The organism is Burkholderia sp. HI4860, assembly GCF_002223045.2.
Classification (GTDB): domain Bacteria; phylum Pseudomonadota; class Gammaproteobacteria; order Burkholderiales; family Burkholderiaceae; genus Burkholderia.
The window spans coordinates 3,144,086-3,160,255 of the sequence record NZ_NKFO02000003.1 but is presented as its reverse complement, the minus strand read 5'-3'; the positions used below and the strand labels follow the sequence as shown (position 1 = coordinate 3,160,255).

Annotated in this window: 17 protein-coding genes; 5 read left to right on the top strand and 12 right to left on the bottom strand. The window is 67.0% G+C overall.

Annotated features, from left to right (window positions below; all coding sequences use genetic code 11):
• The first annotated feature begins 58 nt into the window (after positions 1 to 58).
• The 5 genes from CFB34_RS30050 (at position 59) to CFB34_RS30030 (ending at position 6,794) form a co-directional block, all read left to right on the top strand.
• Positions 59 to 1,123 (top strand): regulator, encoded by a 1,065-nt coding sequence (locus tag CFB34_RS30050; RefSeq protein ID WP_089440642.1) that lies wholly within the window; start codon positions 59 to 61, stop codon positions 1,121 to 1,123.
• Between the two features lie 15 nt (positions 1,124 to 1,138).
• Positions 1,139 to 2,836, top strand: a complete 1,698-nt coding sequence (gene recJ / locus CFB34_RS30045; RefSeq protein WP_089440503.1) for a single-stranded-DNA-specific exonuclease RecJ — start codon at positions 1,139 to 1,141, stop codon at positions 2,834 to 2,836.
• A 152-nt stretch (positions 2,837 to 2,988) separates the two neighbouring features.
• Positions 2,989 to 4,093, top strand: a protein-coding gene (gene prfB, locus CFB34_RS30040) for a peptide chain release factor 2 (RefSeq protein WP_105749870.1) whose coding sequence is annotated in 2 segments (ribosomal slippage) — positions 2,989 to 3,069 and positions 3,071 to 4,093 — 1,104 coding nt in all. Because the reading frame shifts where the segments join, the coding sequence is not laid out codon by codon here.
• A gap of 82 nt (positions 4,094 to 4,175) precedes the next feature.
• Positions 4,176 to 5,702: a lysine--tRNA ligase gene (lysS, locus tag CFB34_RS30035; RefSeq protein WP_089440504.1), complete on the top strand. Its 1,527-nt coding sequence runs from the start codon at positions 4,176 to 4,178 to the stop codon at positions 5,700 to 5,702.
• Positions 5,703 to 6,050: 348 nt separating this feature from the next.
• Positions 6,051 to 6,794 (top strand): glycine zipper 2TM domain-containing protein, encoded by a 744-nt coding sequence (locus CFB34_RS30030; protein ID WP_089440505.1) that lies wholly within the window; start codon positions 6,051 to 6,053, stop codon positions 6,792 to 6,794.
• Positions 6,795 to 6,933: 139 nt separating this feature from the next.
• Here the strand turns inward: CFB34_RS30030 and iscX are convergent, their stop codons facing one another.
• From iscX to CFB34_RS29970, 12 genes are all read right to left on the bottom strand, one after another.
• Complete coding sequence (iscX, locus tag CFB34_RS30025; protein WP_069621826.1) at positions 6,934 to 7,143, bottom strand: Fe-S cluster assembly protein IscX; 210 nt, start codon at positions 7,141 to 7,143, stop codon at positions 6,934 to 6,936.
• Positions 7,144 to 7,162: 19 nt separating this feature from the next.
• On the bottom strand, positions 7,163 to 7,504 hold the full coding sequence (gene fdx, locus CFB34_RS30020) for an ISC system 2Fe-2S type ferredoxin (protein ID WP_011352558.1): 342 nt from the start codon (positions 7,502 to 7,504) through the stop codon (positions 7,163 to 7,165).
• An 88-nt stretch (positions 7,505 to 7,592) separates the two neighbouring features.
• The gene (gene hscA, locus CFB34_RS30015; protein ID WP_089440506.1) at positions 7,593 to 9,461 is read right to left on the bottom strand and encodes a Fe-S protein assembly chaperone HscA; all 1,869 of its coding nucleotides are present in this window, start codon (positions 9,459 to 9,461) and stop codon (positions 7,593 to 7,595) included.
• 54 nt (positions 9,462 to 9,515) lie between these two features.
• Positions 9,516 to 10,043, bottom strand: coding sequence for a Fe-S protein assembly co-chaperone HscB (gene hscB / locus CFB34_RS30010; protein WP_089440643.1), 528 nt, complete (start codon positions 10,041 to 10,043; stop codon positions 9,516 to 9,518).
• A gap of 97 nt (positions 10,044 to 10,140) precedes the next feature.
• Positions 10,141 to 10,464 carry an iron-sulfur cluster assembly protein IscA gene (gene iscA, locus CFB34_RS30005; RefSeq protein WP_012492710.1) on the bottom strand — a complete coding sequence of 108 codons (324 nt, stop codon included), beginning with the start codon at positions 10,462 to 10,464 and terminating at the stop codon, positions 10,141 to 10,143.
• Between the two features lie 64 nt (positions 10,465 to 10,528).
• Positions 10,529 to 10,936 (bottom strand): Fe-S cluster assembly scaffold IscU, encoded by a 408-nt coding sequence (iscU, locus tag CFB34_RS30000; RefSeq protein ID WP_006754131.1) that lies wholly within the window; start codon positions 10,934 to 10,936, stop codon positions 10,529 to 10,531.
• A gap of 68 nt (positions 10,937 to 11,004) precedes the next feature.
• Positions 11,005 to 12,228, bottom strand: a complete 1,224-nt coding sequence (locus tag CFB34_RS29995; protein ID WP_046546057.1) for an IscS subfamily cysteine desulfurase — start codon at positions 12,226 to 12,228, stop codon at positions 11,005 to 11,007.
• Between the two features lie 64 nt (positions 12,229 to 12,292).
• Positions 12,293 to 12,832: a Fe-S cluster assembly transcriptional regulator IscR gene (gene iscR, locus CFB34_RS29990; protein ID WP_031399470.1), complete on the bottom strand. Its 540-nt coding sequence runs from the start codon at positions 12,830 to 12,832 to the stop codon at positions 12,293 to 12,295.
• A gap of 114 nt (positions 12,833 to 12,946) precedes the next feature.
• Positions 12,947 to 13,429 (bottom strand): low molecular weight protein-tyrosine-phosphatase, encoded by a 483-nt coding sequence (locus CFB34_RS29985; RefSeq protein ID WP_089440507.1) that lies wholly within the window; start codon positions 13,427 to 13,429, stop codon positions 12,947 to 12,949.
• Between the two features lie 101 nt (positions 13,430 to 13,530).
• Positions 13,531 to 13,758, bottom strand: coding sequence for a hypothetical protein (locus tag CFB34_RS29980; RefSeq protein WP_089440508.1), 228 nt, complete (start codon positions 13,756 to 13,758; stop codon positions 13,531 to 13,533).
• A gap of 129 nt (positions 13,759 to 13,887) precedes the next feature.
• Positions 13,888 to 15,300: a lactate utilization protein B gene (locus tag CFB34_RS29975; protein ID WP_089440509.1), complete on the bottom strand. Its 1,413-nt coding sequence runs from the start codon at positions 15,298 to 15,300 to the stop codon at positions 13,888 to 13,890.
• Between the two features lie 34 nt (positions 15,301 to 15,334).
• A complete protein-coding gene (locus CFB34_RS29970; protein ID WP_069248359.1) occupies positions 15,335 to 16,057 on the bottom strand; it encodes a (Fe-S)-binding protein in 723 nt (240 codons plus the stop codon).
• Between the last annotated feature and the right edge of the window lie 113 nt (positions 16,058 to 16,170).

Here is a 16,170-nt window from a genome sequence, read left to right as displayed (position 1 = left end):
GAACGGGCCGTCAGCCGGCCCGATCACGCGCGCAGTTTGCCATACAATGCGCACCATCATGCACGACCGACGCCTCCATTTTCTCGTTCCGTTCGCGCTGCCGTCGGCGGCCGATGCGGCCTCGTCCCTGCACACGCTGGACAGCCCCGCGCTCGAAAAGTTGCTCGCCCGCGCCAGCCTCGTCGAGCGCGTGGCCGGCGAGGACTTCCAGCGCACGCTGCCGCACGAACGCTGGCTGGCCCGCCAGTTCGGCGCCACCCAGGGCAACGCCGCGGACGAGGCGCCGCTCGCGCCCTACATGCTGCTGGCGGACGGCGGCGACCCCGGCGCGCACGCGTGGGCCTGCGTCGAGCCCGTCCACGTCGAAATCGCGCACGATCACCTGGTGCTCGTCGATCCGGCGGCCCTCGCGCTCGACGAAGGCGACGCCGCCGCGCTGCTCGCAGTCGCGCGGCCGCTGATCGAGGAGCTCGGCGTCCGGCTCGAGGCGCCGAACCCGTCACGCTGGTACCTGTCGAGCGAGCAGCTCGCCCGCCTCGCCGGCGCCGCGCCGCTGCGCGCGAGCGGCCGCAACATCGAGATCTGGCTGCCGCACGAGGCCCATACGGGCGAACGCTCGCGGATGTGGATGAAGCTGCAGAACGAGGTGCAGATGGCCTGGTTCCAGCATCCGGTCAACGAGACCCGCGAGGCGCGTGGCCTGCCGGCCGTCAATTCGATCTGGTTCCATGCGCAGGGCACGCTGAAGCCGGTCGGCAAGCCGTTCGCGCGCGTGCTGTCCGCGTCGCCCGCGGCGCTCGGCCTCGCGCGCGCCGCGCAAGCCGACGCCGGCGCGCCGCCGGCCGCATTCGGCACGCTGCCCGCCGCCGATGGCGCGACGCTCGTCGAACTGCCGGTGCTGACCACCCCGTTCATCGAGCAGGACTGGGCGCGCTGGCACGACGGACTCGCCGCGCTCGAGCGCGACTGGTTCGCGCCGGCCCTTGCCGCGCTGCAGAACGGCGAGCTCGCGAGCGTCGATTTCACGCTGTGCGGCGACACGAGTTCCGTGACGCTGCACGCGACGCGCGGCGACCTGCGCAAGTTCTGGCGCCGCCGCGCGCTGGCCTCCCTGTTCGAATAACAAAGCAGACCCCGTATGACCCGGATCGTTACCCGTCCCGTCGCGCCCGCCGACGCCGAAGTGCTCGCGCGCCATGGCCTGCATCCCGTCCTTGCACGCCTGTACGCGTCGCGCGGCGTGCAGTCCCCCGCCGACGTCGAGACCGCGCTGGCGCGACTCGTTCCGCCCACCGAGCTGAAAGGCTGCGCCGACGCTGCCTCGCTGCTCGCCGACGCGATCGCCGACAAGCGGCGCCTGCTCGTCGTCGCCGACTACGACTGTGACGGCGCAACCGCGTGCGCGGTCGCGGTGCGCGGCCTGCGGATGTTCGGCGCGCAGATCGACTACCTGGTGCCGAACCGATTCGAATACGGCTACGGCCTCACGCCGGAGATCGTCGAACTCGCCGCCGCGCGCAAGCCCGACCTGCTGATCACCGTCGACAACGGCATCGCGAGCGTCACGGGCGTCGAGGCCGCGAACGCGCGCGGCATCGACGTGCTCGTGACCGACCACCACCTGCCCGGCGACGCGCTGCCCGCCGCGCGCGCGATCGTCAACCCGAACCAGCCCGGCTGCGCGTTCCCGAGCAAGCACCTCGCCGGCGTCGGCGTGATGTTCTACGTGCTGCTCGCGCTGCGCGCCGAGCTGCGCCGCCGCGGCGCGTTCGCAAACAAGGACGCCGAGCCGCGCCTCGACGGCCTGCTCGACCTCGTCGCGCTCGGCACCGTCGCCGACGTCGTGCGGCTCGACGGCAACAATCGCGTGCTGGTCGCGCAGGGGCTGCAGCGCATCCGCAACGGCCGCATGCAGCCGGGCGTCGCCGCGCTGTTCCGCGCCGCCGCGCGCGAAGCGCGTACGGCCTCGGGCTTCGACCTCGGCTTCGGCCTCGGCCCGCGCCTGAACGCCGCCGGACGGCTGTCCGACATGTCGCTCGGCATCGAATGCCTGATCACCGACGACATCGGCCGCGCGTGGGATCTCGCGCAGCAGCTCGACGTGATGAACCGCGAACGCCGCGAGATCGAGGCCGGCATGCAGCAGCAGGCGCTCGCCGATCTCGCCGACGTCGATCCGGCCGACGCGTGCACGATCACCCTCTTCAACCCCGAGTGGCACCAGGGCGTGATCGGCATCGTCGCCGGCCGGCTCAAGGAAAAATTCCACCGCCCGTCGTTCACGTTTGCGCACGCGGACGACGAAGGCAAGCGGGTCAAGGGCTCGGGCCGCTCGATTCCCGGCTTCCACCTGCGCGACGCGCTCGACCTCGTGTCAAAACGCGAACCGGACCTGATCGTCGCGTTCGGCGGCCACGCGATGGCGGCCGGCCTCACGCTCGACACCGGGAACGTGCCGCGCTTCGCGGCCGCGTTCGAGGCCGTCGCGCGCGAATGGCTGTCCGACGACGCGCTGGCCCGCGTGATCGAAACCGACGGCGAACTCGAGGATGCGTACTTCACGCCGCAGTTCGTCGGGCTGCTCGACGAGGCCGTCTGGGGGCAAGGCTTTCCGGCCCCGCTTTTCTCCGGCGAATTCGACGTCGTGTCGCAGTCGCTCGTGAAGGAAAAGCACCTGAAGCTGCAGCTGGCGCGCGGCCGCCAGCGCTTCAACGCGATCTGGTTCAATCACACGGAGCCGCTGCCGCAGCGCGCGCTGGTCGCCTACCGCCTCGTCGCCGACACGTGGAACGGCGTCACGCGCGTCCAGCTGATCGTCGAACACGCGGCCGGCTGAACGCGGGCCGCCCGGCCTGCATTGCCCGCCGATGCATGCACGCCGCGCCGGACGGGGCCGCGGCGCGCGTGCGAGCACCGTTTGCGTCACCGGGCAACCCCGCCGATCGGCTATAATTCCGCTTTTTTACGAAGCAAGAATAGCGAACGATCATGGAAGCGGAACGTCTCAACGCGATCGAAAGCTCCCTGCTCGACCTGCGCAACCGCGCGGGCGAGCTCCGGGGGTATCTTTGACTACGACGCCAAAGCTGCGCGTCTGACCGAAGTCAACAAGGAACTCGAAGACCCGAACGTCTGGAACGATTCGAAGAACGCCCAGGCGCTCGGTCGCGAGAAGAAGCTGCTCGAGGGCGTCGTCATGACGCTCACCGCGCTCGATAGCGACCTGCGCGACGCGCTCGACCTGTTCGAGCTGGCCCGCGAGGAAGGTGACGAGGACACGCTCGTCGCGTCGGAAGAAGACGCCGCGAAGCTCGAGGCACGCGTGGGCGACATCGAGTTCCGCCGGATGTTCTCGAACCCGGCCGACCCGAACAACTGCTTCATCGACATCCAGGCCGGCGCCGGCGGCACCGAGGCGTGCGACTGGGCATCGATGCTGCTGCGCCAGTACCTGCGCTACTGCGAACGCAAGGGCTTCAAGGCCGAAGTGCTCGAAGAGTCCGACGGCGACGTCGCCGGCATCAAGAACGCGACGGTCAAGGTCTCGGGCGAATACGCGTACGGCTTCCTGCGCACCGAAACGGGCATTCACCGCCTCGTGCGCAAGTCGCCGTTCGACTCGTCGGGCGGCCGCCACACGTCGTTCTCGTCGGTGTTCGTCTACCCGGAAATCGACGACTCGATCGAAGTCGAGATCAACCCGGCCGACCTGCGCATCGACACGTACCGCGCATCGGGCGCGGGCGGTCAGCACATCAACAAGACCGACTCCGCGGTGCGGATCACGCACATGCCGACCGGTATCGTCGTGCAGTGCCAGAACGACCGCTCGCAGCACCGCAACCGCGCCGAAGCGATGGCGATGCTGAAATCGCGCCTGTACGAAGTTGAAATGCGCAAGCGCCAGGCCGAACAGGACAAGCTCGAATCGAGCAAGACCGATGTGGGCTGGGGCCACCAGATCCGTTCGTACGTGCTCGACCAGAGCCGCGTGAAGGACCTGCGCACGAACGTCGAAATGAGCAACACGCGCGCCGTCCTCGACGGCGACCTCGACGACTTCATCAGCGCGAGCCTCAAACAGGGCGTGTAAGCGCCGCGGCGCGACCCTGCCGGGTCGCGCCCCCTTGCCCTTCCCGTTTGCGTTGCCGCACCCACTCCGAATTCCGACCATCATGACCGAACCGACCCAAACGCAGCCCGCCGTCGTCGCGGACGAAAACCAGCTCATCGCCGAGCGCCGCGAAAAGCTGCGCGCCCTGCGCGAACAAGGCGTCGCCTACCCGAACGATTTCCGCCCGGAACATCACGCAGCCGATCTGCAGACGAAATTCGCCGATTCGGACAAGGCCGCGCTCGAAGCGAACCCGGTCGAGGTGTCGGTCGCCGGCCGCCTGATGCTCAAGCGCGTGATGGGCAAGGCGAGCTTCGCGACGGTGCAGGACGGATCGGGCCAGATCCAGTTCTTCGTGACGCCGAACGACGTCGGCGCCGACACCTACGACGCATTCAAGAAGTGGGACCGCGGCGACATCGTCGCCGCGCGCGGCGTGCTGTTCCGCACCAACAAGGGCGAGCTGTCGGTCCAGTGCAAGGAGCTGCGCCTGCTGTCGAAGGCGCTGCGCCCGCTGCCGGACAAATTCCACGGCCTGTCGGACCAGGAAATGCGCTACCGCCAGCGCTACGTCGACCTGATCGTCACGCCGGAAACGCGCGACACGTTCCGCGCCCGCACCAAGACGATCGCGTCGATCCGCAAGTTCATGGACAACGCCGACTTCATGGAAGTCGAGACGCCGATGCTGCACCCGATCCCGGGCGGCGCGGCCGCGAAGCCGTTCGTCACGCATCACAACGCGCTCGACATGCAGATGTTCCTGCGCATCGCGCCGGAGCTGTACCTGAAGCGCCTGATCGTCGGCGGCTTCGAGCGCGTGTTCGAAATCAACCGTAACTTCCGGAACGAAGGCGTGTCGCCGCGTCACAACCCGGAATTCACGATGATGGAGTTCTACGCCGCGTACACCGACTACCGCTGGCTGATGGACTTCACCGAGCAGTTGATCCGCCAGGCGGCGATCGATGCGCTCGGCACCGCGACGATCCAGTACCAGGGCCGCGAGCTCGACCTGGCGAAGCCGTTCCACCGCCTGACGATCACGCAGGCGATCCAGAAGTACGCACCGGACTACACCGACGGCCAGCTGTCGGACGACGCGTTCCTGCGCACCGAACTGAAGCGCTTCGGCGTCGACGTGTCGCAGCCGGCGTTCCTGAACGCCGGCATCGGCGCGCTGCAGCTCGCGCTGTTCGAGGAAACGGCCGAAGCGCAGCTGTGGGAGCCGACCTTCATCATCGACTACCCGGTCGAGGTGTCGCCGCTCGCACGCGCATCGGATACGGTGCCGGGCATCACCGAGCGTTTCGAGCTGTTCATGACCGGCCGCGAAATCGCGAACGGCTTCTCGGAGCTGAACGATCCGGAAGACCAGGCCGCGCGCTTCAAGAAGCAGGTCGAGCAGAAGGATGCGGGCGACGAGGAAGCGATGTTCTTCGACGCCGACTACATCCGCGCGCTCGAATACGGGATGCCTCCGACCGGCGGCTGCGGGATCGGCATCGACCGTCTCGTGATGCTGCTGACCGACAGCCCGACGATCCGCGACGTGCTGCTGTTCCCGCACCTGCGCCGCGAAGACTGATCGCTGCGCCCACGTGTGCGCCGCGCCCCTGCGGCGCGCACGCGTCAGCTTTGTAACGACGCGTAAATCCCGCCAGCCGGCGTCCGCCGGCTTTCGATCCTCCCCCGTTTTATCCCCTCGTCGCGACGGCCTGCCCCGGGTTTTCCCTGTCATGGCTTCCGGCGCCCCGCTGCAATTCGTTACACCTTGATACGGCGCGCCGCTGGGCCGTGGACGACACTCCTGTTGCGTCACCACGCATGACCACGGGACCAGAACGAGGCGCCGGAACGCCGAGTCTGCTCGCTCCCGAGCGTGGGATCCTGCTCCGGCGCAGCACGCCGATCCGGATCGACATTGGAGAACAAAATGGACAATCAGAATCAGACCACGCCGCAAAAGCAACGCCTCCACCCGCTCATCGCCACCGCCGCGGGCGCCGTCATCGTCGCCAGCCTCGCGGCGACGGCAGCGATCACGGGCATCTTCCCGAAGGCCAACAGCAACAATGCACAGAACGGTCAGACCCAGGCCGCGCTGATCGCGTCGCAGCCGGCCGTCGATACGGCCGCGGCCGCCAGCGCCGCGCTGGCCGCGCAAGCCCAGCAGCAGGCGGCCGAACAGGCCGCCGCGCAGCAAAAGGCTGCCGAGCAGAAGGCCGCCGTCGCGCAGGCTGAACCGAAGCCCGCGCCGCGCCCGGCCGCACCGCATCGCCGTCATACGACGGCACCGCAGCCGCCGCAATACGCGCAGCAGCCGTCGGCGCCGGCCCAGAGCTACTGCCAGAGCTGCGGCACGGTCGTCGCGATCTCGCAGACGCGCACGCCGGGCCAGAGCTCGGGGATCGGCGCCGTAGGCGGCGCTGCAGCCGGCGGCCTGCTCGGCAACCAGTTCGGTCACGGCAACGGCCGCACCGCGATGACGATCATCGGCGCGCTGGGTGGCGGCCTCGCCGGCAACCAGGTCGAAAAGCAGGTGCGCGCGGAAACCGACTATCAGGTGCAAGTGCAGATGGAGAACGGCGCGACGCGCACGTTCACGTACCACAATCCGCCGCCGTTCGGCCAGGGCCAGCGCGTACGGATCGAGAACGGCACGCTGGTCGGCGCGTGATTGGCTGACCGCATCGGCTCGCCCTGCCCGCATGTCGTCCGTGGGCAGGCGGCCTGAAAACGAAAACGGCTCGCGAGCAATTGCTCACGAGCCGTTTTTTTGTTGCCGGCCGTCTGCGCCGTCAGAGCGCCCGCCAGGTTCAGTCTTCGTCGTCGAAGTCCGATTCGTCGATCCAGTGGGCCTGGATCGCTTCGAGGATCTTCTCGCCGGAGTGCGCCGGATCGTCGTTGAAGCCGTCGAGCTCGAGCACCCATTGGCGCAAGTCGACGAAGTTGATCCGCTGCGGGTCGATGTCCGGGTGCTTGTCCGCCAGCGCAATGGCTATTTCACGCGAATCGGTCCATTTCATCGCCTGCCTCCGGTTCCGGTCAGTGGTTTTCCTTCGCGTGGTTGATCGAGTACTTCGGAATCTCGACCACCAGGTCCGAATCTTCCTTCACGATCGCCTGGCACGACAGGCGCGACGTCGGCTCGAGGCCCCACGCCTTGTCCAGCAGATCGTCCTCGTCCTCCTCGGACGGCGTCAGATCGTTGAAGCCTTCGCGGATCACCACGTGGCACGTCGTGCACGCGCACGACTTCTCGCATGCATGCTCGATCTCGATCCCGTGTTCGAGCAGGTTGTCGCAGATACTCTTGCCGGGCGTCGCGTCGATCACCGCGCCATCCGGGCACAGTTCGACGTGAGGCAGCACTACCAGTTGAGGCATGTCCGTTCCGTCAGTCAGGGTGCGGCGCCAGGCGCCGCACGGTTCATTGTCGCGCGGGCCGTTGCCGGCCGATGCGCAGTTCTTGCGTTCAGATCTCGTCGAGCCGGCGGCCCGACAGCGCGCGCTTGATGCTCTTGTCCATCCGGCGCGCCGCGAATTCGTCGGTGCCGTCGGCCAGCGCCTTGGTCGCCGCTTCGATCGCGTCCGTATCGTCGCCTTGCGCGACCGCACGCAGCGCCGCGGCAAGCGTGTCGACTTGTGCGCGCTCGCTCGCGTCGAGCAGTTCGCCGTCGGCCGCCAGCGCGGCCTGCGTCGCCTCGAGCATCCGCTCGGCCTCGACCTGCGCTTCGCGCAGCGCGCGGGCGCGCATGTCGATCTCGGCGGTCTTGAAGCTGTCCTCGAGCATCTTCGCGATGTCGTCGTCGGCAAGACCGTACGACGGCTTCACGACGACCGACGCCTCGACGCCCGACAACTGCTCGCGGGCAAACACCGACAGCAGGCCGTCCGCGTCGACCTGGTAGGTCACGCGAATGCGCGCGGCGCCAGCCGTCATCGGCGGAATGCCGCGCAGCTCGAAGCGCGCGAGCGACCGGCAGTCGGCGACGAGCTCGCGCTCGCCCTGCACGACGTGGATCGCCATCGCGGTCTGGCCGTCCTTGAAGGTCGTGAATTCTTGCGCGCGCGCGATCGGAATCGTCGAGTTGCGCGGGATGATCTTCTCGACGAGGCCGCCCATCGTCTCGACGCCGAGCGACAGCGGAATCACGTCGAGCAGCAGCCAGTCGTCGCCGGTGCCGCGATTGCCTGCAAGCAGGTCGGCCTGGATCGCCGCGCCGAGCGCGACGACCTGATCCGGATCGAGGTTCACGAGCGGCGGCTGGCCGAAATACTTCGCGACCGCGTCGCGAATCACCGGCATGCGCGTCGCGCCGCCGACGAGCACGACACCCTTGATGTCGGCCGGCGTGACCTGCGCATCGCGCAGCGCCTTGCGGGTCGGCGCGAGCGTGCGCTGCACGAGCGGCTCGACGAGCGACGCGAACGTGTCGTGCGAGATCGTCTGCACGAGGTGCGCGCCACCCGACAGCGTGACGTCGAGCGACGCCTCCGGTGCGGACGACAGCGCTTCCTTCAGCACGCGCACACGGTCGAGCAGCAGGCGCACGTCCTCGGGCGCGAGCGTCTTCGCGTCGATGCCGGCCTGCGCGAGCACGTGATCGAACAGCGCATGGTCGAAATCGTCGCCGCCGAGCGCGGAATCGCCGCCCGCGGCCAGCACTTCGAACACGCCCTTCGTCAGCTTCAGGATCGACAGGTCGAACGTGCCGCCGCCAAGGTCATACACCGCGTAGAGGCCTTCGGCCCCGTTGTCGAGACCGTAGGCGATCGCCGCGGCGGTCGGTTCGTTCAGCAGGCGCAGCACGTTGAGGCCCGCGAGGCGCGCTGCATCCTTGGTCGCCTGGCGTTGCGCTTCGTCGAAATACGCAGGCACCGTGATCACCGCGCCCACCAGGTCGTCGCCAAGCGAATCTTCCGCGCGATAACGCAGCGTCGCGAGAATCTCGGCCGACACTTCGACCGGGCTCTTCACGCCGTCGATGGTACGAATCTGCACCATGCCCGGCGCATCGACGAATTCGTACGGCGCGTTCGCCGCGCCTTCGACCTCGGCCTTGCCGCGGCCCATGAAGCGCTTGACCGACACGATCGTGTTGCGCGGATCGGTGGCGGCCTGCTCCTTCGCCTCGTGGCCGATGCGGCGGCCACCCTTCTCGAGGTAGCGGACCACCGACGGCAGCAGCACGCGGCCCGTTTCGTCCGGCAGGACTTCGGGCACGCTGTTGCGCACGGCCGCGACGAGCGAATTCGTCGTGCCGAGATCGATCCCGACGGCGAGTCGCCGCTGATGCGGCGCCGGCGCCATGCCCGGTTCGGAAATTTGCAGTAAAGCCATCTTGGTTCGTTCGGGCGCTCGGCCCGTTTGCTGCGCGTGCCGCAAGGCACGCGGTTAAGTTTCGAGGCGCTCGATCTGCGCGCCCACTTCCGACGCGACCCGTTCGATGAACATCAGCTGGCGCACCGCCTCGGCGGCCGCCTGATCGGCGCCGCTGTCGAGCAACGTGCCGAGGCGCTCCACCCGCACGCGCCGCTCTTCGCGCAACTCGGCGAGCAGCGCATCGAGCGCGTCGACGTTGCGGGCGGTCGCGGCATCCTCGATGCCCTCGCGCCACTCCATCTGCTGCATCAGGAACGCAGGCTCCATCGCGGTGTTGTTTTCCGCGCCGATGTCGACACCGCGCAGCGACAACAGATACGACGCGCGCTTCAGCGGATCGCGCAACGTGCGGTACGCCTCGTTCGCGCGGGTTGCCCATTGCATCGCGATGCGCTTCTGCGCGTCACCGGCCGCCGCGAAGCGATCCGGGTGCACCTGCGTCTGCACCGTCCGATACGCGGCGTCGAGCGCCGTCTCGTCGAGCGCGAATTGCGCCGGCAGGTGAAACAGGTCGAAATGGCTGTCTTTCAGCGAGACCATCGTCGCGTTCAATTCCGTTTCGTCGCGCGGCAAACGCCGCCCATTAAAAAGGCGGCCCGTGCCGCCTCTTGCCCGCATCGCGCGGAGATCCGCGTGGTCACACGCGGAACGATTCGCCGCAGCCGCATTCGTCCTTCACGTTCGGGTTGTTGAACTTGAACCCTTCGTTCAGGCCTTCGCGTGCGAAGTCGAGCTCGGTGCCGTCGATGTAGGCCAGGCTCTTCGGATCGACGATCACCTTCACGCCATGGCTCTCGAACACCTGATCCTCGGGAGCCAGCTCGTCGACATACTCGAGCTTGTACGCGAGCCCCGAGCACCCGGTCGTACGAACGCCAAGCCGCAGGCCCATACCCTTGCCGCGACGGACGAGGTATTTCTGCACGTGCTGTGCTGCTTTTTCGGTCAGTGTAATTGCCATGATGTCCTTGCCGCGGCGCGCCACCGGGGCCCGCCGCGTTCCTTCTGAAGCCGCTCGATGCCGCTCAGGCTGCTGCCTGATCGCCTTCCGTGGTGTCGTGACGCTTCTTGTAGTCGGCCACGGCTGCCTTGATCGCGTCTTCCGCGAGGATCGAGCAGTGAATCTTCACCGGCGGCAGCGCGAGTTCTTCTGCGATCTGCGTGTTCTTGATCGACAGTGCTTCGTCGAGCGTCTTGCCCTTCACCCACTCGGTGACGAGCGAGCTCGATGCGATCGCCGAACCGCAACCGTAGGTCTTGAACTTCGCGTCTTCGATCACGCCGTCCGCGCCGACGCGGATCTGCAGCTTCATCACGTCGCCGCAGGCCGGCGCGCCGACCATGCCCGTGCCGACTGCGTCGTCGTCCTTCGCGAACGAACCGACGTTGCGCGGGTTTTCGTAGTGATCCAGAACCTTGTTGCTGTAAGACATGACTCAGACTCCTTGACTCGTTACGTCTGCGTGCGCGAATCCGCCCGCGGGTATGTTCAATCCGGCGCTCAGTGTGCGGCCCATTCGATCGTCGACAGATCGATGCCTTCCTGGTGCATTTCCCAGAGCGGCGAGAGTTCGCGCAGCTTCGCGATCTTGCTGTTCAGCAGGTTGATCACGAAGTCGACTTCCTGCTCCGTCGTGAAGCGGCCGACCGTGAAGCGGATCGAGCTGTGGGCCAGCTCGTCGTTGCGGCCGAGCGCACGCAGCACGTACGACGGCTCCAGCGACGCGGACGTGCATGCGGAGCCCGACGACACCGCGACGTCCTTGATCGCCATGATCAGCGACTCGCCTTCGACGAAGTTGAAACTGATGTTGAGGTTGTGCGGGACACGGCGCTCCATGTCGCCGTTCACGTACGTTTCCTCGATTTGCGACAGGCCGCGCAGCAGCTTGTCGCGCAGCATGCGGATGCGCTCGTTTTCCGTCGCCATTTCTTCACGTGCGATTCGGAACGCTTCGCCCATGCCGACGATCTGGTGCGTCGCCAGCGTGCCCGAACGCATGCCGCGCTCGTGGCCGCCACCGTGCATCTGCGCTTCGATGCGCACACGCGGCTTGCGACGCACGTACAGCGCGCCGATGCCCTTCGGGCCGTAGGTCTTGTGCGCCGAGAACGACATCAGGTCGACCTTCAGCTTCGCGAGGTCGATCGCGACCTTGCCGGTCGACTGTGCGGCGTCGACGTGGAACACGATGCCCTTCTCGCGGCAGATTTCACCGATCGTCTCGATGTCCTGGATCACGCCGATCTCGTTGTTCACGTGCATCACCGACACGAGGATCGTGTCCGGGCGCAGTGCGGCCTTGAACACGTCGAGGTCGATCAGGCCGTCATCCTTCACGTCGAGGTAGGTGACTTCGAAACCGTCGCGCTCGAGCTCGCGGCAGGTGTCGAGCACGGCCTTGTGCTCGGTCTTCACCGTGATGATGTGCTTGCCCTTGCCCTTGTAGAAGTTCGCGGCACCCTTGATCGCGAGGTTGTCCGATTCCGTTGCGCCGGACGTCCAGATGATCTCGCGCGGATCCGCGTTCACGAGCGCGGCCACGTTCTCGCGCGCTTCCTCGACCGCACGCTCCGCGTCCCAGCCATACGCGTGGCTGCGCGACGCCGGGTTGCCGAACTGCTCGCGCAGGTACGGCACCATCTTGTCGACCACGCGCGGGTCGACCGGCGTAGTCGCGCTGTAATCCATATAGATGGGCAGGTGGAGAGTGTCTTGGGTCATCTGTCGCTCCGGGAATTCTGTGCAGGGACTATGTGCGTTATGGGGTATGGCGGCGCCTTCGCGCTCACGAACTCGCGATGTTGAACACCGAATTGGGGCCGAGCGGCATCGTGCGAACCGGCTCGGCCTGCGCCGCAACGGGCTCCGGCGTGCGTCGATCGCGCAGCACCGCGGGTGCGCCCTCGCGAGCGCGCTGCTGATCGACGAGATCCTGCAGCGACACCGAATCGAGGTATTCGACCATCTTCTGGTTCAGCGTCGACCACAGCTCGTGCGTCATGCAATGGCCGTCGGGCTGCTTCGAGCCGTCGCACGTGCCTTTGCCGCCGCACTGCGTGGCGTCGAGCGGTTCATCGACCGCGATGATGATGTCGGCAACGGTGACGTCCTGCGCGCGACGCGCGAGGTTGTAGCCGCCGCCCGGGCCGCGCACGGATTCGACGATTTCATGCCTGCGCAGCTTGCCGAACAGCTGTTCGAGATACGAGAGCGAAATCCGCTGGCGCTGGCTGATGCCTGCAAGCGTCACCGGGCCCTGCTCCTGGCGCAGTGCCAAGTCAATCATCGCCGTGACGGCGAAACGGCCTTTGGTGGTGAGTCTCATGGTGTCTAGGGGACTGCAATCTTGACGATTTTGGTCAAGTATAAATATTTGACGTTTTTAGTCAAGTATCCATGTCTTTGAAAGGGTATTCGCAGATCGCTGAATACCGCGCGATCAGCGCTCCGTACGGGCCCGGAGCGCCTCCAGCAGGCCCGCGCACGCGCGTTCGACCTGATCGAGCACTTGCTCGAAGCCCTGCGTACCGCCGAAATAGGGGTCGGCTACCTCGGTTTCGGCCGAATCCGGCGCGAATTCCATCAGCAGGCGCACCTTGTCGCGATGCTGCGGCGGGCAGCGGCGGCGCAGCTCCGCGAGATTCGCCTCGTCCATCGCGAGCAACAGGTCGAAGCGCTCGAAATCGGCCGCGCTCACCTGTCGTGCGCGCAGCGCCGACAGGTCGTAGCCGCGGCTGCGAGCGGCCGCCTGCGCACGCGTATCGGGCGGCTCGCCGACATGCCAGTCGCCGGTGCCGGCCGAATCGATCGCGATCCGGTCCGCCAGCGCGGCCGCGTCGACCTGATGACGCATCACGCCTTCCGCGGTGGGCGAACGGCAGATGTTGCCGAGACAGACGAAACAGATCGAAACGCGGGTCATCGCACTCTTGGAAAGCCGCGGCGAGCCGCGTGGGAGAACAACACGCCATTATACAAAGGCGGCCGAAATCGCGCCGCCGCGCAAAGCGACGGCGCCCTGCCTTACAGCGCCTTCGGTACGGCGAGCACGACGTCGCCGGACGCCGCCGGCAGCGGCTTCGCCGTATCGTCGACCAGCCCGAACGACACCGCACGCGCCAGCTCGGCGGACGCCTGATGAACGGCAAGCGGGCCGCGCGACGGCGCGTCGGCCATCGCATGCAGATAGGCAGCCGCGGCCAGCGGAACGACGATTGCCAGCGGCCAGTACATCGATATTGTCTTTTTCATGATGCGGACCTCCTTGACCTCGTACCCCGAAACCCAATTCCGGGGACTACAGACAGGATTCTATAGACCGCATCTATCGAGATAAATATGCAAATAGCGAACGCACTGTTGTCACCGAATGAACAGTCGTCAGCCGAGGTGGCTTTGCGACGCCGCGTACAGCTCGCGGAACGTGCGTCCGGTCGGCGTCGGCATGTCGCGCGTATCCATCCAGCCGCCCATCATCGGCAGGCGCCGCAGCGTGCCGCCGCTGCCGCCCAGCCGCTCGAGGATGCGCACCGCGAGCTTGGTCGTGAGCGCGTACAGCATCGGCCGGCGCGCGAAGAAACCCCATGCGGCGAGCGCCGCCCGCTCGCGCCACGGCCGCAGGTGTCGCTCGACCTGCTTCTCGCGCAGCGTGCGCAACAGGTGCGACAACGGGATCCCGGCCGGGCACACGCTGTCGCATTCCCCGCAAAGTGTTGCGGCCTGCGGCAGGTCGAGTGAGCGGTCGAGCCCGACGTAGCTCGGCGTCAGTACGGATCCCATCGGCCCCGGGTACACCCAGCCGTACGCGTGGCCGCCGACCTTCTGGTACACCGGGCAATGGTTCATGCAGGCGCCGCAACGGATACAGCGCAGCATCTCCTGGAATTCGCCGCCGATCAGCCCCGTGCGGCCGCCGTCGACGAGCACGACATAGTTGTGCTCGGGGCCATCCTCGTCGCCCGGCCCGCGCGGCCCGGTCAGCAGCGAGAAATAGTTCGACGTCTTCTGTCCGGTCGCGGAGCGCGGCAGCAGGCGCATCGCGGTCGCGAGATCCTCGAGCGTCGGCAGCACCTTCTCGATGCCCGTCACCGCCACGTGCACGCGCGGCATCACCGTGCACATCCCCTCGTTCCCTTCGTTCGTCACGATCGCGACCGAACCGGTCTCGGCGATCACGAAGTTGCCGCCCGTCACGCCCATGTCGGCCGACATGAAATGCGGGCGCAGCACCTCGCGCGCCTCGCGTGTCATGTCCGGAATCTCGGTGAGCCGCTCGCGATGGTGCGTGCGCGCGAACAGGTCGGCGATCTCGTCCTTGTCCTTGTGCACGACGGGCGCGATGATGTGGCTCGGCGGCTCGTTGTCGTTGATCTGCAGGATGTATTCGCCGAGATCCGTCTCGATCGACTGCACGCCCATTTCCGCGAGCACCGCGTTCAGGCGCATTTCCTCCGACACCATCGACTTGGTCTTGATGACCTTCTTCACGTCGTGACGGCGCGCGATGTCGGCCACGAGCCGCGCGGCATCCTCGGTCGTTTCGGCGAACAGCACCGTCGTGCCGCGCCGCGTCGCCTCGCGCTCGAACGCCTCGAGCCACACGTCGAGGTTCTCCAGCGCGCGGTTGCGGCGGGCTTTCAGCGCGGCGCGCGTGGCCGGGAAGTCGATCGCGGTCATCGCGTCGGCGCGCGCGGACACGAATTTCGTCGACAGCTTCTTCAGGTTCTGCTGCAGGCGCTGGTCGGCCAGCTTCTGACCGGCGCGCGCCTTGAAATGCATCGATTGGACTTGCATCGCGGTATCGGGGAAAAGTGAGCGGAACCGGGCGTCAGACGTCGCCCGCCAGCACCTGCGCGACGTGCAGCACGCGCGTGTCGCGGTCGCCGGTGCGGCGCAACCGCCCTTCGATGTTCAGCATGCAGCCGAGATCGCCGAGCACGACGGCGCCCGTGCCGGACGCGCGCACGTTCGCGCATTTCTCGTCCGCGATGGCGGCCGAAATGTCGCCGTACTTGACCGCGAACGTGCCGCCGAAGCCGCAGCAGTGCTCGCAGTCCTTCATTTCGGTGACGGCGATGCCGCGCTGCGCGAGCAGCGCGCGCGGCTGCGCCTTCACGCCGAGCTCGCGCAGGCCCGAGCACGAATCGTGGTAGGTGACGGGCCCCGTGAATTCGCCCGGCGCGAGCGACACCTTCGCGACGTTCGCCAGGAAATCGGTCAGTTCGTAGACTTTCTGCTGGAACCGCGTGTAGCGCCCCATCAGTTCGGGGTCGTCGCGAAACAGGTCGCCGTAGTGCGCGCGAATCATCCCGCCGCACGAACCTGACGGCGCGACGACGTAATCGAACTGCTCGAACTCGCGCAGCGTCTTTTCCGCGAGATCGCGCGCGAGCGCACGGTCGCCCGAGTTGTAGGCCGGCTGGCCGCAGCAAGTCTGCGCGGGCGGCACGATCACCTCGTAGCCGGCGTCGCGAATCAGCTTGAGCGCCGAAAAACCGATTTCGGGGCGCATCAGATCGACCAGGCAGGTCACGAACAAACCGACTCGCATACGTGCTCCTTCGAGAAAACGGCTCTCATTATCCGCCGTTTGGCCAGCAAGACCAACGCCGGCGCTCATGCAAGCCCGCACGGCGCGAAACGAGGACTTCCTCGAACGGCGTT